This window comes from Arthrobacter sp. 2MCAF15, from assembly GCF_052115605.1.
Lineage (GTDB): Bacteria > Actinomycetota > Actinomycetes > Actinomycetales > Micrococcaceae > Arthrobacter.
Genome location: NZ_JBFRGZ010000014.1, coordinates 78262 through 103067, shown reverse-complemented (window position 1 = coordinate 103067; position 24806 = coordinate 78262). Strand labels below are relative to the sequence as shown.

General features: G+C 66.7%; 21 protein-coding genes and 1 tRNA gene. 4 read left to right on the top strand and 18 right to left on the bottom strand.

Annotated elements, in window-relative coordinates:
• Positions 1 to 511 precede the first annotated feature (511 nt).
• From AB4089_RS16100 to AB4089_RS16085, 4 genes are read left to right on the top strand one after another with little or no spacing between them, the layout of a single operon-like run.
• Positions 512 to 1774: a branched-chain amino acid ABC transporter permease gene (locus AB4089_RS16100; RefSeq protein WP_441410278.1), complete on the top strand. Its 1263-nt coding sequence runs from the start codon at positions 512 to 514 to the stop codon at positions 1772 to 1774.
• Between the two features lie 9 nt (positions 1775 to 1783).
• Positions 1784 to 2752, top strand: a complete 969-nt coding sequence (locus AB4089_RS16095) for a branched-chain amino acid ABC transporter permease (RefSeq protein ID WP_441410277.1) — start codon at positions 1784 to 1786, stop codon at positions 2750 to 2752.
• Positions 2749 to 3855 carry an ABC transporter ATP-binding protein gene (locus tag AB4089_RS16090; RefSeq protein ID WP_441410276.1) on the top strand — a complete coding sequence of 369 codons (1107 nt, stop codon included), beginning with the start codon at positions 2749 to 2751 and terminating at the stop codon, positions 3853 to 3855. Before AB4089_RS16095 ends, AB4089_RS16090 begins: the two co-directional genes overlap by 4 nt.
• The gene (locus AB4089_RS16085) at positions 3852 to 4625 is read left to right on the top strand and encodes an ABC transporter ATP-binding protein (protein ID WP_441410275.1); all 774 of its coding nucleotides are present in this window, start codon (positions 3852 to 3854) and stop codon (positions 4623 to 4625) included. Before AB4089_RS16090 ends, AB4089_RS16085 begins: the two co-directional genes overlap by 4 nt.
• Positions 4626 to 5061: 436 nt before the next feature.
• Here AB4089_RS16085 and AB4089_RS16080 read toward each other — a convergent pair whose 3' ends face one another.
• The 18 genes from AB4089_RS16080 to AB4089_RS15995 all read right to left on the bottom strand — a co-directional run bounded on the left by AB4089_RS16080 (position 5062) and on the right by AB4089_RS15995 (position 24696).
• Positions 5062 to 6411: an ABC transporter substrate-binding protein gene (locus tag AB4089_RS16080; protein ID WP_441410274.1), complete on the bottom strand. Its 1350-nt coding sequence runs from the start codon at positions 6409 to 6411 to the stop codon at positions 5062 to 5064.
• 174 nt (positions 6412 to 6585) lie between these two features.
• Positions 6586 to 6659: transfer RNA gene (locus tag AB4089_RS16075), tRNA-Leu, on the bottom strand.
• Positions 6660 to 6690: 31 nt separating this feature from the next.
• The gene (locus AB4089_RS16070; RefSeq protein ID WP_441410273.1) at positions 6691 to 7635 is read right to left on the bottom strand and encodes an N-acetyltransferase; all 945 of its coding nucleotides are present in this window, start codon (positions 7633 to 7635) and stop codon (positions 6691 to 6693) included.
• A 121-nt stretch (positions 7636 to 7756) separates the two neighbouring features.
• Positions 7757 to 9259 (bottom strand): NAD(P)/FAD-dependent oxidoreductase, encoded by a 1503-nt coding sequence (locus tag AB4089_RS16065; RefSeq protein WP_441410272.1) that lies wholly within the window; start codon positions 9257 to 9259, stop codon positions 7757 to 7759.
• A 38-nt stretch (positions 9260 to 9297) separates the two neighbouring features.
• Positions 9298 to 10797 (bottom strand): S8 family serine peptidase, encoded by a 1500-nt coding sequence (locus AB4089_RS16060; RefSeq protein WP_441410271.1) that lies wholly within the window; start codon positions 10795 to 10797, stop codon positions 9298 to 9300.
• A gap of 91 nt (positions 10798 to 10888) precedes the next feature.
• A complete protein-coding gene (locus AB4089_RS16055) occupies positions 10889 to 11869 on the bottom strand; it encodes a Ppx/GppA phosphatase family protein (protein WP_441410270.1) in 981 nt (326 codons plus the stop codon).
• Positions 11866 to 12534: a DUF501 domain-containing protein gene (locus AB4089_RS16050; RefSeq protein ID WP_441410339.1), complete on the bottom strand. Its 669-nt coding sequence runs from the start codon at positions 12532 to 12534 to the stop codon at positions 11866 to 11868. Before AB4089_RS16050 ends, AB4089_RS16055 begins: the two co-directional genes overlap by 4 nt.
• A gap of 166 nt (positions 12535 to 12700) precedes the next feature.
• On the bottom strand, positions 12701 to 13444 hold the full coding sequence (locus AB4089_RS16045) for an FtsB family cell division protein (protein ID WP_441410269.1): 744 nt from the start codon (positions 13442 to 13444) through the stop codon (positions 12701 to 12703).
• An 85-nt stretch (positions 13445 to 13529) separates the two neighbouring features.
• Complete coding sequence (eno, locus tag AB4089_RS16040) at positions 13530 to 14810, bottom strand: phosphopyruvate hydratase (protein WP_441410268.1); 1281 nt, start codon at positions 14808 to 14810, stop codon at positions 13530 to 13532.
• A gap of 150 nt (positions 14811 to 14960) precedes the next feature.
• A complete protein-coding gene (locus AB4089_RS16035; RefSeq protein ID WP_441410338.1) occupies positions 14961 to 15566 on the bottom strand; it encodes a MazG nucleotide pyrophosphohydrolase domain-containing protein in 606 nt (201 codons plus the stop codon).
• Between the two features lie 67 nt (positions 15567 to 15633).
• Entirely contained in the window at positions 15634 to 16794 is a 1161-nt protein-coding gene (locus AB4089_RS16030; RefSeq protein ID WP_441410267.1) for an adenosine deaminase, read from the bottom strand.
• 32 nt (positions 16795 to 16826) lie between these two features.
• Entirely contained in the window at positions 16827 to 17582 is a 756-nt protein-coding gene (locus AB4089_RS16025) for a DedA family protein (RefSeq protein WP_441410266.1), read from the bottom strand.
• Between the two features lie 144 nt (positions 17583 to 17726).
• Positions 17727 to 18362, bottom strand: a complete 636-nt coding sequence (locus tag AB4089_RS16020) for a DedA family protein (RefSeq protein WP_441410265.1) — start codon at positions 18360 to 18362, stop codon at positions 17727 to 17729.
• A 228-nt stretch (positions 18363 to 18590) separates the two neighbouring features.
• Positions 18591 to 19922 (bottom strand): thymidine phosphorylase, encoded by a 1332-nt coding sequence (locus tag AB4089_RS16015; protein ID WP_441410264.1) that lies wholly within the window; start codon positions 19920 to 19922, stop codon positions 18591 to 18593.
• Positions 19919 to 20323: a cytidine deaminase gene (locus tag AB4089_RS16010; RefSeq protein WP_441410263.1), complete on the bottom strand. Its 405-nt coding sequence runs from the start codon at positions 20321 to 20323 to the stop codon at positions 19919 to 19921. The genes AB4089_RS16015 and AB4089_RS16010 overlap by 4 nt, the downstream gene beginning before the upstream one ends.
• 2 nt (positions 20324 to 20325) lie before the next feature.
• On the bottom strand, positions 20326 to 21642 hold the full coding sequence (locus tag AB4089_RS16005) for an ABC transporter permease (protein ID WP_441410262.1): 1317 nt from the start codon (positions 21640 to 21642) through the stop codon (positions 20326 to 20328).
• On the bottom strand, positions 21639 to 23039 hold the full coding sequence (locus tag AB4089_RS16000; protein WP_441410261.1) for an ABC transporter permease: 1401 nt from the start codon (positions 23037 to 23039) through the stop codon (positions 21639 to 21641). Before AB4089_RS16000 ends, AB4089_RS16005 begins: the two co-directional genes overlap by 4 nt.
• Complete coding sequence (locus tag AB4089_RS15995; RefSeq protein ID WP_441410260.1) at positions 23032 to 24696, bottom strand: ABC transporter ATP-binding protein; 1665 nt, start codon at positions 24694 to 24696, stop codon at positions 23032 to 23034. The genes AB4089_RS16000 and AB4089_RS15995 overlap by 8 nt, the downstream gene beginning before the upstream one ends.
• Positions 24697 to 24806: the final 110 nt, after the last annotated feature.

The window sequence follows — 24806 nt, the reverse complement described above, 5'->3', positions numbered from 1 at the left end:
CCAAGGGCGCCGGCCCGGGTTTTGGAGTTCCGGGGCTGGCGCTCTTCGCACCATAACGCCGGGGTACTTGGAAAAAGCTTGAAGACACCGGCCCCGCACACCGTGCCGGACACGTCTGGAAGGCGGTGCGAGCCCCTGGCCGGCCACTCGAAACGGGGGCCCGATCGGGCACTGTTTAGGCATACTCTGAATCAACAAAAGTTTTCTTTAGCTGGACTACATCGAGGTGCTGCCGCCACTACACGGTTGTTACCCGATCGCGACGTTCTGCCTGCTCGCAGCGGCATTCTTTGGCCCGCCCGGGCTGTAGCATAGGCCACACAGGGTGACGGACATCACAACAAATGATCGCACTGCAAGGCCCTCGTCCCCTGACCGTTCGCAACGGTTGCAAAGGCGCAACCCACAGCACCCCCATGTGGAGGTTTTCAATTTGAGAAGCACAACGAGCGGCCTGTCGCAGAGACGGCGTGGCAGACTACTGAGGTCTGTGGGGGCAATATTTGCCGCCATGGCTGCGCTACTGCTCATCGTTGCCCCGGCGTCCAGCGCCGCGACCCCGTCGCCGACACCATCCCCGTCGGCGACCCAGTTCACCAACAGCATCAGCGGCTTCCTGCGCGGCGACGACCGCGCACCGATCCCCGGGGTAACCGTCACCGCAACGAGCGGCGATTTCACCGGAACCACCAAATCGGGACCCAACGGCGCCTGGACCATCGGTGTCCCCACCCAGGGGACCTACGAGGTCAAACTCGACGAGTCCACGCTTCCGAAGGGCATCAAGCTGGCCGAGGGCCAGGAGAACCCCCGCAAAGTTACCTTCAGCCAGACCTCAAACCTCTCGGTGATCTTCACCTTTGGCAAGGGAATCGTCGTGGCAGAGGAGAACTTCGGGCAGAACCTGCTCAACCGGCTAGTGGCCGGCCTGAGCTTCGGCCTGCTGCTCGCCCTCGCGTCCGTGGGCCTGTCCCTGATCTTCGGCACCACCGGCCTGACGAACTTCGCCCACGGTGAGATGGTCACGTTGGGCGCGGTCCTGGTGTTCGCCTTCAACCAGATGCACCTGCCGTTCTGGTTGGCCGTCATCCTGGCCGTCATCGGCGGCGGCGTGTTCGGCTACGTCCAGGACGCGGGCCTGTGGAAGCCGCTGCGGCGCCGCGGAACCGGGCTTGTTCCGATGATGATCGTCAGCATCGGCCTCGCCCTGTCCGTGCGCTACATCATCCAGTTCTATTTCGGCGGCGCCACCCAGCAACTGCCGTTCGCCCAGAGCGTGGAAATTCTGATCGGCCCGATCTCCATTTCCCCCAACAACCTCTTGTCCCTCCTCGTCAGCGCCGTCGTGATCGCCGCCCTCGGCGTCGTCCTGCTCAAGACCCGCCTCGGCAAGGCCACCCGTGCGGTGGCCGACAACCCGGCGTTGGCCGCGGCCTCCGGCATCGACGTCGACTCCGTCATCCGGATCGTTTGGGTGGTCGGCGGCATGCTCGCCGCCCTCGGCGGCATCCTCTGGGCCTACTACCGTCCCGGCGTTACCTTCGACATGGGCTCGCAGATCCTGCTGCTCATCTTCGCCAGCGTCACCCTCGGCGGCCTCGGCACGGTCTGGGGCGCCCTAGTCGGTTCAATCATCGTCGGCATCTTCGTTGAGCTGACCACCGTGTTCGGCCTCGCAGCCGACCTCAAATACGTGGGAGCGTTGTTCATCATGATTGTTGTCCTCTTGTTCCGCCCTCAGGGCATTCTGGGCCGCAAAGAGCGCGTGGGTTAGGAGACAGCCATGGATTTCGGATTCATATTTTCCAGCGCCGCCGGCGAACTTTTCAGCCCGACGACAGCTGCCTACGCCCTGGCCACCCTCGGGCTCGCGGTTCACTTCGGCTACACCGGCCTGCTCAACTTCGGCCAGGCAGGCTTCATGGCAGTGGGGGCCTACGGCTTCGCCATATCCACTCTGACGTTCCATGTGCCGTTCTTCGTCGGACTGCTCATCGCCGTCGTCGCCTCCGCCATCTTCGCCCTGTTGCTGGGTATCCCGACGCTGCGGCTGCGGGCAGACTACCTGGCCATCGTGACAATCGCGGCGGCCGAAATTGTGCGTTACATCGTCACGACCAACCAGCTGACCGCCATCACCGGCTCGGCCAACGGCCTGGCCGCCTTCGAGGGCGATTTCTACGCCATGAATCCCTTCCCGCCGGGGACCTACGTTGGCATGAACAACCGCGACTTCTTCATCCGGGTGGTCGCCTGGGCAGTCGTGGCCATCTTCTGCACCCTGGTGTGGCTGCTGATGCGAAGCCCCTGGGGCCGGGTACTCAAGGGCATCCGCGAGGACGAGAACGCCGTCCGCTCGCTCGGCAAGAACGTGTACGCATACAAGATGCAGTCCCTGATCATCGGCGGCGCGCTCGGTGCCCTGGCAGGCATGATCTTCACGATTCCCCGCGGCGCGGTGCAGCCTGCCAACTACGGCACGGAACTGACGTTCTTCCTTTACACCTGCCTGCTGCTCGGCGGGCTCGGCACTGTGCTCGGCCCCGTGGTCGGCGCGATGATCTTCTGGGTGGTGCTCTCGCTCACCCAGGGCATCCTCTACGGCCTGATCGAGTCCGGCACCATCACGTGGCTGAACACGGTCCAGGCCGGGCAGCTGCGTTACATCCTGGTCGGCGTGGCGCTCATGCTGCTGATGATCTTCAGGCCCCAGGGCGTTCTCGGCAATAAGAAGGAGCTGGCATTCGCATGAGCATTCCAAGCGAAGAGTCACGGGACGAACCCCGCACGTCGGAAGAAATCGACTATATGACGGACAACCGTCCGATCGCCGCCGGGGAGATCGCGCCCGGCTGCAAGAAGCGGGATCCGATCGTGGTGGCGGAGAACGTCACCCGCACCTTCGGCGGCATCAACGCCGTCGACGTCCAGTACCTCGAGATCCCGCGGCACAAGATCACCGCACTGATCGGCCCCAACGGCGCCGGCAAGACTACGTTGTTCAACCTGCTGACGGGATTCGACACCCCGAACTCGGGTACATGGCAGTTCGAGGGCAACAACATCGCCGGCGTCTCCTCGTACAAGGTGGCCAGGATGGGAATGGTGCGCACGTTCCAGCTCACCAAGGTCATGGGCAAGCTCACCGTCATGGAGAACATGCGCCTCGGCGCCTCCAGCCAGTCCGGCGAACGGCTGTCCAAGGCCTTGTTCAAGGGCATCTGGGGCGGCCAGGAAAAGAAGATCACCCAGGAAGCCAACGTGCTGCTGGAGAAGTTCAAACTGGACGCCAAGAAGGACGACTACGCCGCGTCGCTGTCCGGCGGGCAGCGGAAGCTGCTGGAAATGGCCCGCTCCCTCATGGTGCGGCCCAAGCTGGTCATGCTCGACGAGCCGATGGCCGGCGTCAACCCGGCACTGACGCAGTCCCTGCTTGACCACATCAAGAACCTCAAGGCCGAAGGTATGACCGTCCTGTTCGTCGAGCACGACATGAACATGGTCCGCCACATCGCCGACTGGGTGGTCGTCATGGCCGAGGGCAAGATCGTGGCCGAAGGGCCTCCCGCCGAAGTCATGAAGAACCCCGCCGTGATCGACGCCTACCTCGGCGCCCACCACGACGTCGATCTCGGCGACGCGGAAGGCATCAAGGAACTGGCCGCGGAGCTGGTCGCCGACGAGGAATCGATTGTCGGCACTGAAAACGCCGGCATCATCTCCGCCGATGTCCTCGCCACAGAGGCTGAGGAAGCGGCGCAGCCGGATCCGAACGGGACGACCCGGGGTCGCCGCAGCGCCGAAGGGCCGAACCTCGGCGAAGAGCCGAACCGCACAAAGAAGGACACAGAATGAGCGCCACCAGCGCGGCACCGTCCGCCCAGCCAACCTTCGATGGCGACTCGGTTGTGAAGGTCACCGATCTGGTGGCCGGCTATATCCCTGGCGTCAATATCCTCAACGGCTGCAGCATCGAAGCCCGCAAGGGTGAGCTGATCGGCATCATCGGCCCCAACGGCGCCGGCAAGTCCACGTTGCTGAAAGCCATGTTCGGCCTGGTCAAGGTCCACTCCGGCTCGGTAGTGGTCCGCGGACAGGACATCACCGGGCTCAAGGCCAACAAGCTGGTCACCAAGGGCGTCGGTTTCGTTCCGCAGAACAACAACGTATTCGCCGCCCTCACCATCGAGGAAAACCTGCAGATGGGCATGTTCCAGCGGCCCAAGGACTTCGCGCAACGGTTCGACTTTGTCTCCGAACTGTTCCCGGAGCTCGCCAAACGGCGCGCCCAGCGGGCCGGCTCGCTCTCCGGCGGCGAACGCCAGATGGTCGCCATGGGACGGGCACTGATGATGGATCCGGCCGTGCTGCTGCTCGATGAGCCCTCCGCAGGCCTCTCCCCTGTCAAGCAGGATGAGACCTTCCTCCGGGTCCACGAGATCAACCGCGCCGGCGTCTCCGTCATCATGGTGGAGCAAAACGCGCGCCGCTGCCTTCAGATCTGCGATCGCGCCTACGTTCTGGACCAGGGCAAGGACGCGTACACGGGCACCGGCCGGGAACTCATGAAGGATCCCAAGGTCATCCAGCTCTACCTGGGCACGCTCGCAGACACCGTGGAATAGGGCGTCGGGCAGTAGCCCGCGATATCCCGCACGGGGGCCGTCACCAGCCGGTGGCGGCCCTTTTGTGTGCCCGGCGGTGCCTAGCTGGACCCACACGCTCCCGTCGCCTCCGGACGCCTCCGCAGCCACTTGCTCGGCGCCTGCGCTCGTTCCTCACGCAACAACGTCGCTTTCACAAGCGCCTGCCTCCGTCGCCCTCAGCGGTTGCCTCACCGTGTGTTCACCACTGAACTACGACGGCGTCACGCGGCGCAGAGTTATGGGCGGACTCCCTGCGGGCTGGAACGGAATCCCGGCGTCGAGCTGTCCAATGCCGGGCCAAAAGTCTGCTGTGCGTGACGCCTGGGCTGTCGGACGCTTTGCCTCGCTCCCCTGCACACAAAAAACCCCCGTCCGGTGAAGGACGGGGGTCTTTTGTTTGTCGGTGGGAAGCGGCTTACAGCTTGCCGAATTCTTCCTTGACCGGCTTGTAGGTGTTGTCATCCTGGTACTCGTAGATGCCGATGTAGGCTTCCGTCGGGTCGCCGGCGTCGGAGAACGTTACGGGGCCGGACTGGCCGTCGTAGTCGATGTCCTTGCCGTTGCGGAGCAGGGTGACGCAGGACGGGAAGGTGTTGCACTTCTCCCCGCCTTCAGAGACGTCCTTCAGGTGCGCCGCGATGTCGGTTCCCTTGGTGCTCTTGGCTTCCTCAGCCGCCAGTGCAATCAGGTTCACGGCGTCGTAGGACTCGCCGGAGTAGCTGTAGTCCTTCAGCGCGGGGTCGATCGCCAGGAGCTTCTTCTTGAAGTCATCCTTGGCGAAGGTGCCCGGGATGGTGCCCTGGGCGCCCTTCAGGGTTCCCGGCTGGAAGTCCTTGCTGTAGTCGGACATGTTGCCGTCCACCATGAAGATCTGGTTGGGCTTGACGCCCTTGCCGGTCATCAGCGGGACGATGCTCTTGGCCTGGTCGAAGGTGATCAGGGCAATGGCATCCGGCTTGGCGGCCAGAACCTTATCCACCTGGCTGCTGAACTGGGAATCGCCCTCGTTGAAGAGCTCCTGGGCAACAACCTTGCCGCCGGCTGCCTCGAAAGCGGCCTGGACGTTCTTGGCAAGGCCGGTTCCGTAGGCGTCATTCAGGACGATCATGCCGACCGTCTGGGCGCCACAGGTAGCCATGTAGTTGCCGAGGACCTTGCCCTGGAGAACGTCCGAGGGGGCGGTGCGCCAGTAGAGGCCCTTGTCATCCCACGCGGTGAAGTCCGGTGAGGTGTTGGCCGGGGAGAACTGGACGACGCCGGCACCGGTGATCTGGTTGATCACGGTCTTGGAGACACCCGAAGACGCGGCACCGACGATTGCGCTGACGCCCTGTCCGAGCAGTGCTGTGGTGGACTGGGTGGCGATGTCGGTCTTGGTGTCACCGGAGTCGCGGTGGATGACCTCGACCGGCTTGCCCAGGACGCCGCCGGCATCGTTGACTTCCTTGATGCCGAGGTTAACACCGGCAATTTCGGGCGGGCCGAGGAATGCCAGGGACCCCGTCGTCGGCAGGAGCGAGCCGATCTTCAGGGGTGTGGGGGTGGTGGTGGCCGAAGCGGGCACGGAGCCCGTGTCACTGGCAGCGCTGGTACCGGCGCCGGTGGCGCTGGGTGCCGGGCACGCGATGCCGGCGGCCGCGGCTGAGCTGGATCCCGTCGAGCTTGGGGCGGGCGAGCCACCGCAAGCCGTAGCCAGAAGGGCGACGCCGAGGCTAAGCACTGTGAGCTTAGCGATGCGGGGCGCAACCTGGGGGAGTGAAGTCATGTACAAGCTCCTCGATCTAAAGGTGCGAACGGCCTTTGACGCGAAAGATCAGGTGTTCCTGATTCCACTTCAAGCTAATGCAATTTCGGCGCGAAAATAAGTGACTACGGTCACATCCTTATAACACTCGTTGCATAGAGGAAATCTGGACGGTTCCACGACCGTCCCACAATGTGCCCCAGGTGGGACTCGAACCCACAACACGCGGATTTTAAGTCCGCTGCCTCTGCCAATTGGGCTACTGGGGCGCCCGGTCCATGGTATCCCGCGCCGGCCGGATCAGCCCGAAAACGGGCCCGCGTAGCGGAACGTGCCGCTCACGCCGCCGGGCCAGACGGCGAGGGGCAGCAACTGGAAGTATGCACCCCAGCCGGCCTCCGGCGGCGCGACCCCGAGCGAGGTTGACGGCACAAAACCGAAGCGGGAGTAATACTCGGGACTGCCCAGCAGGGCGATCCCCCGCTCCCCCGCCGCGTTCGCCCGCGCCACGGTCTCGTTCATGAGAGCTGTGCCGATCCCGTGGCGCTGCAGCCGGGGTGTTATCCCGATCGGGCCGAGCCCGAGCAGTTCCAGCCCGTCCACCCATCCCCGGGTGCTGATCACGTGCCCCACGACTTCGCCGTCGAGTTCGGCAACAATGCTGAACTCGGGCAGGTATTCCCCGCATTCGAACAGCCGGGCGAGCAGTTTCGCTTCCTCAGGTTCGCCGTCGACGTGTTCCCCGGTGACGGGCGAGATGGCAAATGCGGCGGCTGTGAGGGCGAGGATGGCGGGACGGTCCGCTGGTTCCTCGCTGCGCAGCACCAGTGCCGGGGCCGGCTTGTGCTCCCCGCTGGCCGCGACGAGTTCGTGCAGCGTCTCCAGCGCCCGCTCGGCGTCCGCCACCGGCACCAGCAGATGGTCATGGTGGAAGCCCGCCAAAACGTTGCAGCTGATCTTCGCCTCTGTCAGGGCGGCGCTGACGGCCGCCGTCAGGCCGATCGCCTCCAGCGAAGAATGCACTTGGAGGGTGATCCACGCAGCGACGAAGTCGTAGGAGAGCTCCAGGCTGTCCGCCTCCGCCCGCGGCAGCACGACGGTCAGCCCTTCCGCCTCGCGAACAGCCGCCGAGATCGCCCCGGCCAGGGGCCTGCCGTGCGGCCACAGGGCGTAGACGTACTCGCCTTCGCGCAGTTCGGGGCGCATGGTGGCCAGGAGCGTGTGCAGGTCCTTTTCAGCAGTCATGGAGCCAGTCTAGGCGCGGGTCTTACGCACCGGCCCGTTCCCGATACCTCAACGCGGCCGCAACGAAAACGGCGGCCGCTCCCCCTGAGGGGAACGGCCGCCGTCGAAAGCTCGGGCCAGGCTACTTGGAGTCGGCCGGAACAGCTTCCTTCGTGTCGTTCTTTGCCGCGTCGTTCTTTGCCGCATCGTTCTTGGCGGCGTCGTTCTTGGCGGCGTCGGCCGGCGTGCCGGCAGCCGGAGCAGCGGCCGGCTTCGGGGCCGGCGTCGCTGCAGCCACGAAGGCGCCCCGGGGGTTGTCCAGGTCCATCAACTGCGTGGTGTCGCGGCCCAGGAAGAAGGCCCAGATCCAGCCAGAGATGACGCGGATCTTGCGCTCCACCGTCGGGATGGCCATGCCGTGGTAGCCGCGGTGCGCCAGCCAGGCCAGCGGGCCCTTGAGGCCGATTCGGCCAACCAGGTTGATATTCGCGACGCCCTTCCATTCGCCGAAGCCGGCGACGGCGCCCAGGTTCTTGTGCTTGTAGTCCTTGAGCGGCTTGTTCCAGCGGGAGGCCCACAGGTTCTTGGCCAGGCGCTTGGACTGGCGCAGCGCGTGCTGGGCGTTCGGCACGCAGGTGCCGTCCGGCAGGCCGCTGCCCGTGAGGTCGGGGACGGCAGCGATGTCGCCGGCAGCCCAGGCGTTCTCGATGATGCCCTCATCGCCTGCAATGCGCAGGTCGGCCAGGACGCGGACACGTCCGCGCGGCTCAAGCGGGAAGTCGGTGGATCGGACCATCGGGTTGGCCTGCACACCGGCAGTCCAGACCAGGGTGTCGGTCTCGAATTCCTGGGCCGGGCTCTTGTCCGGGAGGTTGATGAGCTTCAGGGAGCCCTCGGCGTTGTCGAGGGAGGTGTTCAGCAGGACCTCGATGCCGCGGCTGCGGAGGTGCTCGACAACCCATTCGGCCTGCGGAGCGGTGACCTCGGGCATGATGCGGCCCATGGCCTCGACCAGGACGAAGCGGACTTCCTCCTGCTTGACGCGCGGGTTGTTCTTGACCGCGGCGCGGGCGAGGTCTTCCATTTCGGTGATGCACTCGATGCCGGCGAAGCCGCCGCCGACGACGACGAAGGTCAGGGCACGGGCGCGCTCAGCGGGGTCCGTCATGAGCGAGCCGGTTTCGATGCGCTCGAGGACCTTGTTGCGCAGGGCAACGGCCTCTTCGATCGTCTTCAGGCCGATGCCCTTGTCCGCGAGGCCCTTGATCGGGAACGTGCGGGTGATGGCGCCGGCGGCCAGGACGACGTCGAAGTAGGGAACCTCGAACGTGTCGCCACCGTCGGAGGGTGCGACCACTGCCGTGCGGTTGGCGTGGTCGATTGAGGTGACGCGGCCCTGGATGAGTTCCGTCTGCTTGAGGTGCTGGCGGTGCGAGACGACAGCGTGGCGCGCCTCGATGTTGCCGCCGGCAACTTCCGGCAGGAAGGGCTGGTAGGTCATGTAGGGCAGCGGATCGACGAGGGTGACGATGCCACCGGCATTCGCGATCTTTTTCTGAAGTTTGAGGGCTACATACAGGCCGACGTACCCGCCGCCGACGACGAGTACCCGGGGACGGTCCTGGAGCTGAAGGGAGGATGCCATGCCTCAAGAATACCGTAGTTTGTGAAAACCTTCACTAACTACGACGGGTTGCTGGAGTCCACGGATTTCATGGGCCCCGGTTCGGTCTTGTCCGCCCGCCCCGGACCGTCATTGGGCGGCGTCGTCCCTGGCGGAAGGGCCTTTTCCGGCGTCGTCGCGGCCGTCGCCGTTGGCATCGCGTCATTCGCCGTCGTCGTTGGAGTCGCGTCATTCGCCGGCGTCGTCTTTGCGGGGCGCATAGCGGACCTCAGCTGGAGTGCGGCGGCCACGATGATGCCCACGAACAGGCAGGCGAAGCCCAGAACCACCACGGCCGGCACGGCGCTGTCCAGCTGGGAGGGTTTCTCCGCGACCGGCACGGTCGCTTCGGGCAGGGTGGGCGCGGCACTGGAGGGCGCGGGCGCCGCCGCGGCGGGCGTCGTGGCGAGGTTTCCACGCCGGTGGACCCGGATCCAGTCCGATATCGATCCCAGCGGGTTGACCTTCGTCTCGGGGACATCGGCCTTGAGGGCGGCCTCGGCGTTGAGCACGCCGAACCCGTAAAGCGGGTCTTTCCCCGGCTCCCCGGCGTCCTTGGCGGTGCTGACGATCCGGTTGATGACCTGGCTCGCGGACATCTCGGGCCATTTGGAGCGGATCAGGGCCGCGACGCCGGAGACGATGGGCGTGGCGCCGGAGGTGCCCGCCCAGTCGGCGTAGCCGCCGGCGGGCATGCCGCCGACCAGGTCCTCGGCGGGGGCCGCGACGCCGATGCTGATGCCCTGGGAGGAGGAGTCGATGCTGGCCACGCCTGTGCGGTCCAGGCCTGCAACGGTCAGGACGCCGGGAATCGTGGCCGGCGCGCCGACCTGGACGTTTCCGCCCACCCGGTTGCCGGCGGCGGCGACGATGACGACGTCCTTCTGTTCGGCGTAGAGGAACGCGGCATCCCAGCTCTGGGGCCATTCCGGTGAGGTGCTGCCGAGGGAGATGTTGATGACGCGGGCGCCGTTGTCGACGGCCCAGCGCACGGCCTCCGGGATCTGCTCCTGGTCACTCTTGCCGCCCGGGTTGGCGGAACCGAGCCATGTGGACACGGAGAGCAGCTGCGCTTCGGGGGCAACGCCGATGATTCCGTCGGGGCCGCCCGGAGCGGCGGGTGCTGGGCTGGCACTGGGTTTGGCGGCCTCTCCGGGCGGCTGGTGCCCGCGGCCGGCGAGCATGGTGGCCACGAGGGTCCCGTGCTCGGGTTTGGCGCCGATGCTTTCCTGGCCGTTGGCACTCCCGGCACCGGAGATGTCGGCGCCGCCGGCGAGCACGCCCGTCAGGTCGGGATGCTTGCCGTCCACGCCGCTGTCAATCACGGCGACCTTGACGCCGGCCCCCTTGGAAACGTCCCAAGCCTTGGTGATGCCGGACTCTGCGAGCCAGTATTCCTTGTCCCGCCAGGAATCGGCGAAGGCGGGCGTGGCCGAGGCCAGCGCCGCCGTGGACGCTCCGCCGGCAAGGGCCAAGGCCATTAACGCGGATGAAATCCGGCGGCCTGCTGCTCTGGTCATTCAGGTCCTATCGGCTGTGCGCCAGCGGCGCGGGCACTGTGTCGGTACGCAACTGTCGGTACACACGGCCGGTGCACAACTGCGGGAATATTTAGCGGATGCTGAGGGCAATTCCGTCAAGAATATCGTGTTCACTGGTCACTGCCGTGGTGATGCGGCCGGCCGTGACCTCGGCCAGGCGTTGCAGGACCCGCCGCCACACCAGACCGCCGGCGCCGATCACGTCCACCCGCCCGGGGTGCATGTACGGCAGGGCGGCCCGCTCCTCCCGGGTCATTTCGAGCAGCTCGGTGCATGCTTTGCGGACCGCGTCCAGGTCCAGTTCGGTGCCGTGGATCGCGGCCGGCGAATACTCCGGCAGGCCCAGGGCGTGTGCCGTGATGGTGGTGACGGAACCGGCCACGCCGACGACGGCGGTGGCGCGTTCCAGCGGAACCGTCTGTGCCGCCTCGCTGATGGCGGCGTCGACGTCGGCCTCAGCCGCCGCGATCTGCTCCGGTGTGGGCGGGTCGCTGCGCAGGTGCCGTTCGGTCATCCGCACGCAGCCGACGTCGACCGAGCGGGCGGCGATGACGCCGTCGGCGTTGCCTAACACGAACTCCGTGCTTCCGCCGCCGAGGTCCACCACCAGCACTGGGTCCTCCCCTCGGGAGGGCAGCACACTGCTGGCGCCGGCGAAGGACAGCGCGGCCTCCTCGTCCCCGGTGATCACTTCGGGTTCGACGCCGAGGATGGCACGGATGCCGTCCACGAAGACCTGCCGGTTGCGGGCGTCGCGGGTGGCGGAGGTGGCCACGAAACGCACTTTGTCGACGCCGTGCCGGCGGATGAGGTCTGCGTAGTCCCGGGTGGCGGCGAAGGTGCGCTCGAGCGCTTCCTGTGCCAGTTCGCCGGTGGAGTCCACGCCCTGGCCCAGCCGGACCACCCGCATTTCCCGCACGACGTCGGTCAGCCGCGGTGTGGGCTGTCCGGTTTCGCCCGTGTTCAGCTGTGTATCTACATTTGTGTTGATATCGGCGATCAGCAGGCGGATCGAGTTGGTGCCGCAGTCCACGGCCGCGACCCGGGTCACTTGGACTCCCCCGCGCCGGCAGCGCCGGGAATATCGGCAGTATCGTCTGCGGCTGCGCGGGACTTGCGGATGGGGGCGGGCCGGCCCACAATCTCCGGCAGGCCCTGGGGTCCGTGGCGGCTGAGGTCCTGGGAGGGGACCTCGCCGCCGGTGTCCCAGGCGCCGTCGCAGTAGCAGCGGTCCGCGGTCCACCATTCGGCGATGGCGGCGACCGACTCGTCACCGAGCGGGTTCACGCCCGGCCCGGCGGCCAGCGAGTGCCCCACGAGGACGTGCAGGCATTTGACGCGGGTCGGCATGCCGCCGGCGGAGACGCCGTCGATTTCCGGGACGGCACCGATGCCGGACCGTGCGCCGATCTCGGCCCGGGAGGCCAGATACGCCTCGTGGGCGGCGCGGTACCGCGCGGCGAGATCGGCATCGGCGGCGAGCCTGTCGTTCATCTCGTTCATCAGCCCGGCAGCTTCCAGCCGCGACACCGCGGACGTGATCACCGGATGCGTGAGGTAAAACGTGGTGGGGAACGGCGTACCGTTGCTGAGCCGCGGCGAGGTGGCGGCCACGAGCGGGTTTCCGCAGACGCAGCGGGCCGGGATTTCGACGACGTCCCGCACTGGCCGGCCCAGCTGGCGGCTCAGGACCTCGAGGTCGTGCGGGGTCGGCAGGGACGAGGCCTCCGGGGCGCTGGCCCCCTCAGATGACGCCGGGGCGTGGGCCGCACTGTTCTCGTCCGGTCGGTTCTGGTCCACTCGGTTCTGGTCCACGGGAGTGGCACCTTCCTGCCCTGTTCTTGGATCGTCCGCGGGACAATCCCGGCGGCGGGCGCCGCTTCTAGTCTGTTGCCGATCGCCGGACGGACTCCCAGAGGGCATCCACCCATGGCAGGTTGGCCGGGTCTTGTGCTGATGCTGCGCCCGCCGTGCCACTGGACTGCGCGGCAGGAAGATCGCTGCCAAATACCCAGTAGCCCGTTTCGCCGGGCATAACCATGTTAATGCGGTCGCGGGCCTGCTGCTTCACGTAGTTGGGGTCCTGCCACCGTGAAACCTGCCGCTTGAGGTCCTCCTGCTTGGTCTGCTTGGCCGCGATATCGGCCTGCAGCGCCGCGATCTCGGCGCGCTTGTCGACGAAGATCTTGACCGTGGGGGCCAGCAGGATGGTGATGGCAATCATGACGACGCCGAGGGCAAGCAGCCGGCCCGAGAACGCCTTGGCGGGCACGGGGTCCAGGGATTCGTCCGCAGCCGCGCCGCCGGCCCGGGCTGTGGCTTTGCCGCTGGCCTTCCCGCTGGCCTTCCCGGGTGCAGGCCGGGTTGCCGGTTTCGCGGCTGACGGTGCTGCGGGGCCCTTGGTGGCGGGCTTGCCTCCTGCGGGCGCCGGCGCGCGGGACGTGGAAGGTGCGGTGCCGGAGGATGCGGCCGGCGTCGCCGCGCCGCCCCGGGAGCCGCCAAAGTCGGCCTGGATGACCTCGCCGCCGTCGTCCGTTTCCCCTAAGCCTCCGGCCGGAGGCCTGAGGGCCTCGGTCTTGCGGGCAGCAGTGGTAGCCCGGGGAACATTGGGGCGTCGGGTAGCCATGTCACTCCTTCAAAAGCGGCCAAAAACAGAACCGGTGGCCATGGTCTTTCAACCATAGCCACCGGTTACCGGTTTTCGCGGCTAACTAGCCCTTGAAACGCGGGAAGGCGCTGCGGCCGGCGTACCGTGCGGCGTCGTCGAGCTCTTCTTCGATGCGCAGCAGCTGGTTGTACTTGGCGACGCGCTCGGAGCGGGCCGGGGCGCCGGTCTTGATCTGTCCCGCGTTGGTTGCCACGGAGATGTCAGCGATGGTGGTGTCCTCGGTTTCGCCGGAGCGGTGCGAGGTGATGGTCGTGTAACCCGCGCGCTGGGCGAGGGAGACGGCGTCCAGGGTCTCGGTCAGGGAGCCGATCTGGTTGACCTTGACCAGCAGCGAGTTGGCGGTCTTGGTGTCGATGCCGCGCTGCAGGATGGACGGGTTGGTGACGAAGAGGTCATCGCCCACCAGCTGGACCTTGTCGCCGAGGGCGTCGGTGAGGGTCTTCCAGCCTTCCCAGTCGTTCTCGTCCAGCGGGTCCTCGATGGAAACCAGCGGGTAGTCGGCCACGAGCTCGGCGTAGTATGCGCTCATCTCGGTCGCCGTCAGGGCCTTGCCCTCGAACTGGTAGGCGCCGTCGGTGAAGAACTCGGAGGAGGCGACATCCAGTGCCAGGGCTATGTCCTTGCCCGGGGTGTAGCCGGCGTTCTTGATCGCTTCCTGGATCAGGTCCAGGGCAGCACGGTTGGACGGCAGGTTCGGCGCGAAGCCGCCCTCGTCGCCGAGGCCGGTGGAGAGGCCCTTGGCCTGCAGGACGGACTTGAGGTTGTGGTAGACCTCAACGCCCCAGCGCAGGCCCTCGGAGAAGGTCTCGGCGCCGATCGGGACGATCATGAATTCCTGGATGTCCACGTCGGAGTCGGCGTGCGAGCCACCGTTGAGGATGTTCATCAGCGGAACGGGCAGGACGTGGGCGTTGGGGCCGCCGAGGTACTTGTACAGCGGCAGGTCTGCGGAGGCGGCGGCAGCGTTGGCCACGGCCAGGGAAACGCCCAGGATGGCGTTGGCGCCGAGCTTGGCCTTGTTGGGGGTGCCGTCCAGATCGATCATGGCCTGGTCGATGCTGCGCTGGTCGGTGGCGTCGAAACCGGTCAGCGCCGGGGCGATCTGATCGATAACGGCGTCAACGGCCTTCTGGACACCCTTGCCGAGGTAGCGGCCCTTGTCGCCGTCGCGCAGTTCAACGGCCTCGTGCTCGCCGGTGGAGGCGCCGGAGGGAACCGCTGCGCGGCCGATCTGGCCGTCCGAGAGCAGGACTTCAACTTCTACGGTGGGGTTGCCACGGGAATCGAGGATCTCGCGGGCGTGGATGGCATCGATAAGCGCCATGGATATGCTCCTTTGGGTGAAGCGATCTGCAGGGAATCTGACTGCTTGGACTCTGGCTGTACATCAAGCTGGAAAGCCGACGTCGTCGTCGCTACTAGCGTAGTCGAGAGTGGCGGAGGTTACGGAAACCTATCCAATCCCCGGACGTCATCATGGCGTCCCCGGGTGCGCCCGGTCCGCCTGGAAGCGCCGGCCGGCCCCGCGGAGGGCACGCTCGGCGTCGAACCCGCTGCGGCGGCCCGCCGCAACGATGCCGAACAAGAGCTCACCGAGCTCCTCTTCGGTGGCTGGCATTTCGACGGCGGTTTCGCCTGCGGCCGCGGGGAGGCCCGCGCGTTCGGCCCGGTCCAGCAGCTTCTGGGCCCGCGCCAGCGCCGGAAGAGCGGCCGGGACACCGTCCAGCGCCTCTCCGGGGTGGGACTTCTCCGTGTGCAACCTTTCGGAACGCTTGACGGCATCCCACTTCAGGACGATCTCCTCCACCGTTGCCGGGAAGGTTTCCTGCAGCGAGCCGTCGGGCCGGAACACGTGAGGGTTGCGGCGGATCATCTTGGCGGCGAGGCCGCGGGCGACGTCGTCGAGGTCGAAGGCGCCGCGTTCTTCGGCCAACCGGGCGTGCAGGACCACCTGGAGCAGCACGTCACCGAGTTCGGACTTCAGTTCGGCATCGCCGCCGGCGGTCTCGATGGTTTCGGCGACCTCGTGGGCCTCCTCGAGGAGGTACTCCACGAGGGACTCGTGGGTGAGGGCACCCATCCAGGGGCAGTGCTCGCGCAGCGCCGCAATGGTAGCGACAAGCCCCTGGACGGGTGATGGTTCTTCGCTAGCCAAGGTCGGCGTAGGCTTCGTTGATGTATTCCACCAGTGCTTCCTTCTCCTCGAGCGGGAGGAAGGCGGCCTCGGCCGCGTTGAGCGTCAGTTCCAGCAGGTCGTCAAGGTCGTAGTCGAATGTCTCGACCAGGAGCTCGAACTCGTCCGTGAGGGTCACGCCGCTCATGAGGCGGTTGTCGGTGTTGATGGTGACGTTGAAGCCCAGCTGGTAGAGCATGTCCAGCGGGTGGCTTTCGATGCCCTCGCCGAAGCCGGCAATCGCACCGGTCTGCAGGTTCGACGACGGGCAGATCTCCAATGCGATGCCGCGGTCGCGCACCCAGCTGGCAAGCTCGCCCAGGGTCACCATCCCGATGGTGTCGTCGACTTCGTCCTCGGAGCCGTCCCCGGCGTCGTCGGCATCTTCGAACTCGATCGTGACGTCCTCGGCGATCCGCACACCGTGGCCCAGGCGCAGGGCCCGGCCATCCACGAGGGCCGACTGGATGCTTTCCAGGCCCGCGGCCTCGCCGGCGTGGACCGTGGCCGGGAAGTTGTGCTGGGCGAGGTAGGTGAAGGCGTCTTTGAAGCGGGAGGGCAGGAAGCCGTCCTCGGCTCCGGCGATGTCGAAGCCCACGGCACCGTTGTTGCGGTGACGGACCGCCAGTTCGGCGATCTCCTGCCCGCGGTCGGCGTGGCGCATGGCCGTGATGAGCTGGCCCACCTGGATGTCGCGGCCGGTTTCGGCGACGGCGTCCACGCCGGCTTCCAGCCCGGCCTGCACGGCCTCCACCACTTCGTCCAGGTTCAGGCCCTTCTGCAGGTGCTGTTCCGGGGCCCAACGCACTTCGCCGTATACGACGCCGTCGTCGGCCAGGTCTTCGACAAATTCCTTCGCGACGCGGAACAGGCCTTCCTTGGTCTGCATCACGGCGATGGTGTGGTCAAACGTTTCCAGGTAGCGGACCAGGGAGCCGGAATCGGCGGACTCGCGGAACCACTCCCCCAGGGCTACGGGATCCGTGGACGGCAGCGTGTGGCCCACAGCCTGCGCAAGTTCAATGATGGTGGCCGGCCGGAGGCCGCCGTCCAGGTGGTCGTGAAGGGAAACCTTGGGAAGGGCCTTCAGGTCGAATTCGAGGTCAGGGGCAGCGTCAGGAATAGTCTCAGTCACGTTCCAACCATAGGGTCGTGGGGCGCCGGATGCTACTTTCTGGATGCTCCGGCCTCGGTGGACGGACCGGCCAGGATGGTGCCGTGCATCCCGGAGGCCTGTTCCCGGGGAGCGTGCTCCTGGCTGGGCCCGGCGTCGGCGGGGACGGGATGGGCGTCGCCGTGGCTGGGCCCTGCGTCGTTGCGGCCGAGGCGCTTGTGCCACCAGCGCAGGAGGTGGTCGATCAGGACCCCGAGCACGATCGCGAATACCACCGCGATCCCCGCGCTGAGCAGCGGGTTGTGGTGCAGCCACGGGAAGGAACTGGCCAGGACGCCGATGCCGATCGAGTAGGCGACCCATGTGAGGCACGCGAAGGCGTCCAGGAAGAAGAACCTCCGGTGCGGGAACGCCGTCGTGCCCGCCACGTAGTTGACGGCGACCCGGCCCCACGGGATGTACCGGGCGGTGAAGATCAGGACGGCGCCGCGCTTCTCGAGTTCATAGTGGGCCCACCCAAAGACCTTTTGGACCTTCGGTTTGCGCATCCAGCGGAACCGTTCAAGGCCAATCTTCCGGCCGAGCATGTAGGCCATGTTGTCGCCGGCCATGGCTCCGACGAGCGCCGTGAGGCCCAGGATCCACAGGTTGGGCTGGCCGCTGTGCAGCGAGTACGCGGCAAGGGCAACGATCAGGGTCTCGCTGGGGACCACCATCGCGAAGCCATCCACGAAGAAGAAAACCAGCAAGAGGGGGTAGATCCACCACTGGCCAGCGGCATGGAGCACGGCCTCGTTAATGAACTCCATGCGGGTGGTGCTCCTTGATGACTGGAAACGGACAACTAAGCCGTAGCGGACAAGCGATGACGGTGGGTGGTGCCTAGGACGAAATGCGGCCAACGAACGTGACCCAAATCGCTCCTAAGTGTCCCATGGGCGGGCCCAATCCGCCTAGGACTCGGCGGGCGGAACGGATTGGGTCGATTCCTCGGGGACGCGGCCCCGCACCTTGCCGATCACGAAGTCCACGGCGACGCCCAGGACGACTGCGCAGACGATCGCAATGGCCGCGCCCAGCACGTGGTTTTTCTCAAACCACGGCCCAACAAACAGCCCGATCCCCACCGAGTAGCCGGCCCACAGCAGCGCCGAAAGCACCGTCAGGCTCATGAAACGGGGCCGCGGGTAGTGCGTGGCACCGGCAGTCAGGTTGACAGCCACCCGTCCGATCGGGACGAAGCGCGCCACGAGGATCAGGGACGCGGGCCGTTTCCGCAGTTCCCGTCCGGCCCAACGGAAGGCCGCCTGCATCTTGACGCCGCGCTGCCAGGCCCAGCGCCGCGTCCCGGTCCTGCGGCCGATCAGGTAGGCGAGGTTGTCGCCCACCCAGGCCCCGGCAGCGGCGGTGGCGATCAGGAGGAAAGGATTGGGAACACCCGCGGTGGCGGCGACGGCGGCCAGGCCCACCACCACGGATTCGCTGGGGATCGGAGGGAAGAAGCCGTCGATCACGCAGCACGCGAAAACGAGGACCAGGACCCAGGGTTGCCCTGCGGCGGCGAGGATGAAGTCGTTGATTGCCTGCACAGCTTCCTAACGCGCGGCGGGGCCAGATAGGTCCTTCAAGCAGAGATACTTCAAACGCAGGCTCGGCCGGAGCCGGGCCTGCGCTTGAAGTGTACTGCTGTGGGGTTAGTGTACCGCCGGCCCCGCTCGCGCCGCCGATATGCCGCGGACACGCCCGTTGCCCTATCACTTGTGGCGGCTAAACCAGGGGTTTGGGGACCGAAACTGATAGGGCAACCGGGGTGGGGCTTAGGCGATGCGGTCGATGATGAGCTTCTGGGCGGGCCGGGAGCCCTCCGGCGCGATCACCGCGGCGCGCTCCAGGGCTTCCTTGGCGCGCTCGAACTTCTCCGGGGTGTCCGTCAGGAGGGTCATGAGCGGTTCGCCCGCCTTGACCGTGGCGCCCGGCTTGGCGTGCATCCGCACCCCGGCGCCGGCCTGGACCTGGTCCTCCTTGCGGGCACGTCCGGCACCGAGCCGCCAGGCCGCAACGCCGACGGCCATCGCCTCGAGTTCCACCAGGACGCCGTCGGCCGCGGCGTAGATGACCTCGGATTCCTTGGCGACCGGGAGCTTGGCGCGCGGGTCGCCGCCCTGCGCCTCAATCATCCGGTTCCACACATCCATGGCCCGGCCGTCCCGGAGGGCGGCCCGGGGATCGGCGTCACGGACGCCGGCGCATGCCAGCATTTCCTCCGCGAGCCGAACGGTGAGTTCGACGACGTCTTCCGGGCCGCCGCCGGCGAGGACCTCGACGGATTCCTCAACCTCGATCGCGTTGCCGGCGGTGAGGCCCAGGGGCGTGTTCATGTTGGTCAGCAGGGCCACGGTGTTGACGCCGGCGTCCTTGCCCAGGGCCACCATGGTTTCGGCCAGTTCGCGGGCCCGGGCCTCGTCCTTCATGAAGGCGCCGCTGCCCACCTTGACATCGAGAACGAGCGAGCCGGTGCCTTCGGCGATCTTCTTGCTCATGATCGAGGACGCGATCAGCGGGATGGCTTCGACGGTTCCGGTGACATCACGCAGCGCGTAAAGCTTCTTGTCCGCCGGGGCCAGTCCCGCGCCGGCCGCGCAAATGACCGCGCCGACGTCCTGGAGCTGGGCCATCATTTCCTCGTTGCTCAGCGCCGCACGCCAGCCCGGGATGGCCTCGAGCTTGTCCAGGGTGCCGCCGGTGTGGCCGAGGCCGCGGCCTGAGAGCTGCGGCACGGCCACGCCGAACACCGCCACCAGGGGCGCCAGCGGGAGGGTGATCTTGTCCCCGACGCCGCCGGTGGAGTGCTTGTCCGACGTCGCCTTCATGCCGCCGTCGGGCCGGCGCAGGCCGGAGAAGTCCATCCGCTCGCCGGAGGCGATCATGGCCGCCGTCCAGCGGGAGATCTCGGCCCTGTCCATGCCGTTGAGCAGGATGGCCATGTTCAGGGCAGCCATCTGCTCATCGGCGATGGCGCCGCGGGTGTACGCATCGATCGTCCAGTCGATCTGGGCCGGGCTGAGCACGCCCTTGTCCCGCTTGACGCGGATGATGTCGACGGCGTCGAACGCTTCGGTGTTGCCTGTTGTCTGTGTCGGAAGTGTCACCGGGGTTCCTCCAGGTGTTGGGGGCCAAAGGCATCGGGAAGGACCTGGTCCATGGTCTTGATTCCCTGCGTGGTCATGAGCTCCATGTCGGGAGCCCGGAATTCATAGAGCAGCTGGCGGCAGCGCCCGCACGGCATGAGGACGTTCCCGCCGGCGTCGACGCAGTAGAAGGCCCGGAGCAGTCCCCCGCCGGTCATCTGCAGGTTGCCCACCAGGGCGCACTCGGCGCACAGGGTCAGCCCGTAGCTTGCGTTCTCCACGTTGCAGCCGCTGACGATCCGGCCGTCCCCGGTGAGGGCGGCTGCCCCCACCGGAAACTTCGAATACGGCGCGTAGGCGTTCTTCATGGCGGACACTGCCGCGGCTTCGAGCGCCGCCCAGTCCACCGCGATGTCCGCCACGGTCAGCCCTTGACGTACGGTATGCCGTCGGCTGCCGGCGGCCGGGAGCGGCCAACCAGTCCGGCCACGGCAAACACGGTCACGACGTACGGCAGCATGGCCATGAACTGGCTAGGTACGGGGGTGCCGATGATGGTCACGATGCTCTGCAGGTTGTCGGCGAAGCCAAACAGCAGCGCGGCGAAGAACGCCCCGATCGGGTTCCAGCGGCCCAGGATCATGGCGGCGAGGGCGATGAAGCCGCGGCCGCCGGAGATTTCCTTGGTGAAGCTGTCGATCGCCACGAGGGTGAAGAACGATCCGCCGATTCCGGCGACGGCCCCGCCGATCGTTACGTTCCAGAAGCGGGTCGCGTTAACCTTGATGCCCAGGGTGTCAGCCGCCTGCGGGTGCTCGCCGACGGCGCGGACGCGCAGGCCCCACTTGGTCTTGAACAGCCCGATCCAGATCACAATCACGGCCACATACATCAGGTAGCCCACCACGGACTGCTTGAACAGGATGGGCCCGATCACCGGGATGCTGGACAGAACCGGGATATCGATGATGGGCAGCTCGGCGGGCGAGTTGTACTTCTCCGGGTCCGACTGCATCACGGTGGTGAACAGGAATCCTGTGAGCCCAGAGACCAGGACGTTGAGCACGACGCCGACGATGATTTGGTTGACCACGTACTTGATGCTGAACACCGCCAGCACCATGGAGACCAGGGCGCCCGCCACGGCGGCCGCAAGCAGGCCCAGATAGGGGTTGTGCGTCAGGCTGGCGACGAGCGCGGCCGTGAAGGCACCGCCCAGGAGCTGGCCTTCGATGGCGATGTTCACGACGCCGGCGCGTTCGCACAGCACACCTGAGAGGGAGCCGAAGACGATCGGCACGGCGAGTGTCACGGATCCGGCGATGAGGCCGGCCAGCGAAATGCTGGGGGTCCGGGCGCCGCCCACCACCCAGATCAGGAACGCGACCACGAACACGACGGTGAACACGGCCGGCACCCAGCTCGGGGGCCGGGCGTTCCTCTTCGCCTTCAGGACCAAGGCGTAGCCTGCGAGGACCAGCAGGACCAGGGAGAGCACAATGCCAGACAGGAATGCGGGGACTTCGATCGCGGGGAGCTGGAAGAAATCTCCGCCGGACGAAACGCCGAACTTGGCGTTCGCCTGCGGGCCCAGGAGGCCGAAGAAGATGAAGGCGATGGTGGCCAGCACCGCCAGGGTTACCGGCAGCTTCCAGGTTACGGGCTTCGCGGAGACAGCGGGCTTGCGGCCCTTGTCCGGCTGGGATTCCCCCTGAACGGGTGAGGTTGCTGTTGTGCTCATGCGGCACCTCCGGTGGTTGCGGCCTGTTTGGTTTTGCCGGCGGTCGCGGCCTTCTTCTTGCGCGGGTTCAGTCCGAAGATCGCCCGGACCAGGGGCGGCGCCGCGATGAACAGCACAATGAGCGACTGGACCACGAGCACGATGTCGATCGGCGTTCCGGTCTGGATCTGCATCTGGACGGCACCGGCGCGGAAGGCGCCGAACAGCAGGCCGGCGGCAAACGTGCCCCACGGCGACGAGCGTCCCAGCAGCGCTACCGTGATCGCGTCAAAGCCGTAGGTTGCCGCGACACCATCGGTCAGGACCTTTTCGGTGCCTGCCACCTGCGCCACGCCGGCCAGTCCGGCCAAGCCACCGGCAATGGTCATCACCAGGATCGTGGCCCGGGAGACGTTAATGCCGGCAGTCAGGGCAGCCTTGGGGTTGGCCCCGACGGCCCGGAACTCGAAGCCCAGCGTGGAGCGGTTCAGCAGCCACGAAACAAACACCGTGGCCGCAATGGCCAGCAGGAAGCCCAGGTGCAGCCGGTACTGGCCGCCGAAGAGCAGCGGGTATACCGCGCTGGGGTCCAGGATCGGCGAGATCGGGGTGTCCGCCCCCGGACGCTGGAACAAGTCGGTGTCGAGCAGGTAGCGCAGGAAATAGAGCGCGATGTAGTTGAACATGATGGTCACGATGACTTCGTGGGCGCCCGTCCTGGCTTTGAGCACGCCGACGATGCCGCCCCAAACGGCGCCGCCGACGACGCCTGCCACGAGGACCAGCAGCAGGTGCAGCCCCAGCGGCAGGTGCAGCGCGAAGCCGACCCACGAGGCGAGGATGCCGGCCATGATGATCTGGCCCTGCGCACCGATGTTGAACAGGCCTGCCCGGAATGCCAGTGCGACGCCGAGGCCGGCTGTGATCAGCGGAGTGGCGATGGTCAGTGTCTCCATGAGGGGCGCGAACTGTCCGGCCACTCCGGCCCCACGGGGGTTGAAGACCGCGCCCTGGAAGAGGGCGACGTACGAGCCGGTGGCCGCGGACCAGACGGCGGTGAGGAAGTCGCTGGGCCGGGCAAAGAGATAGCCTGCGGTGGTGCCGACCACCTTGTCCGTCATGGCGATGAGCAGGCCGCCCAGGATCAGCGCCAGCAGCACCGCCAGGATGGTCACTATCCCGTTTCCGGTGAAGATCTTGCGCAGCAGCGACTCGTCTTCCGGGGCGCCCGGAAGGGTTCCGCTCTGGGCCGAGACCGGAACGGCCGATGGCTGGTGGGCACCTCCAGCGGTGTCCAGCGAGGTGACGAACTCGGCGTCGTCCTCCAGTGGTTCAGGCTCCACCTCGGTGGTTATGGCTGCCGGAATCCGGTCCGGGTCCGGTGCGGCCGCGGGCCGCGGCTCGGTGTTCTCACTCATGGTGGTCTCCTACGGCGCCGGAGCGGGGCTCCTGCACGGACGGGGCGGCGGGCGCCGGGTTCGTTGCTGGGGTGTCGGCAGTGTTTTCGGCAGCGTTCGCCGTGCTGTCTTCGACGGATTCCGCCGGTTGTTTCCCCGCGGCTTCGGCCTGGGCCTCGTCCGGGGAAACACCGGCCATCATCAGGCCGAGGACGTCGCGGCCGGTGCCGGCCGGGACGATTCCGACCAGCCGGCCTTTGTAGAGCACTGCGATGCGGTCGGCGAGTTCAATGACTTCGTCCAGTTCCGTGGAGACGATCATCACGGGCGTGCCGTGGTCCCGTTCCGCGACGATGCGCTTGTGCAGGAATTCGATGGAGCCGACGTCCACGCCGCGCGTGGGCTGGGAGGCGATGAAGAGCCGCAGCGGCCGGGAGAGCTCCCGCGCCATGACGACTTTCTGCTGGTTGCCGCCTGACAGGGTGCCCGCGGCGAGCATGCCGGACGGGGTGCGGACGTCGAATTCCTCAATCCGGGTCTTGGCGTTCTCCAGGACCTTGGCCGGGCTCATGCTGATGCCCTTGGCGAACGGGGCCTGGTCATAGCGGTCCAGGATCAGGTTCTCGGCGATGGAGAACGTGCCGATCAGCCCGTCGAGCGAGCGGTCTTCCGGGACGAATCCGACGCCGGAGTTGAGGACGTCCTTGACGCTGCGGCCAAGGAGTTCCTCGCCGTCGAGGGTGATCGAGCCGTGGGCCCTCTCGTGCAGGCCCAGGATGGCCTCGGTCAGCTCGGTCTGGCCGTTGCCCTGGACGCCGGCGACGGCGAGGATCTCGCCGCGGGCGATCCCGAAGCTGATGCCGTCCACGACGTGCTGGCCGCTGGGCGCGATCACGGTGAGGTCCTTGACCTCGAACGTGGTTTCCTGGGGCTGGGCGGGAGCCTTGTCCAGGGTCAGGCTCACGGCGCGGCCCACCATCATGGACGCCAGCTCGGTGGTGGAGGCGCCGGGATCGGCCGAGCCCACCACCTTGCCGCGCCGGATGACGGTGATGGTGTCCGAAACGGCCTTGACCTCACGGAGCTTGTGGGAAATGAAGACGATGGAGGTTCCGTGGCTCTTGAGCTGGCGCATGATGTCCAGCAGCTCATCGGTGTCCTGCGGCGTCAGGACGGCCGTGGGCTCATCGAGGATGAGCACCTTGGCGTCGCGGACGAGCGCCTTGATGATTTCGACGCGCTGCTGCACGCCCACGGGGAGGTCTTCGATCAGTGCGTCGGGGTCGACGTCGAAGCCGTAGCGGTCGGAGATCTCCCGGATCTTCCGGCGGGTGTCCTCCAGGTCCAGGAATCCGCCTGTTTTGGTGGTCTCCGCTCCCAGTGCGACGTTCTCGGCGACGGTAAAGACGGGGACCAGCATGAAGTGCTGGTGCACCATGCCGATGCCGGCCGCCATCGCGTCGCCGGGGCCGCGGAAGGTGACAGGTTTGTCGTCGATCAGGATTTCGCCCTCTGTGGGCTCGTACAGTCCGTAGAGGACGTTCATCAGCGTGGACTTGCCAGCGCCGTTTTCGCCGAGCAGACAGTGGATCTGCCCGGGTTCAACAACCACATCGATGTGATCGTTTGCTACCAGGGAGCCGAAGCGTTTTGTAATGCCCTTGAGTTCAAGTTTCAAAACTCTGACCAATCTCGAGATGTCCGGAAGGCTTGATCCGGACGCGTAGTGGGGGCTGCAGCACCAGCTTAGTGCCTGCGGTGTGAGGCGCGGCGGGCCGCAACGAAAAG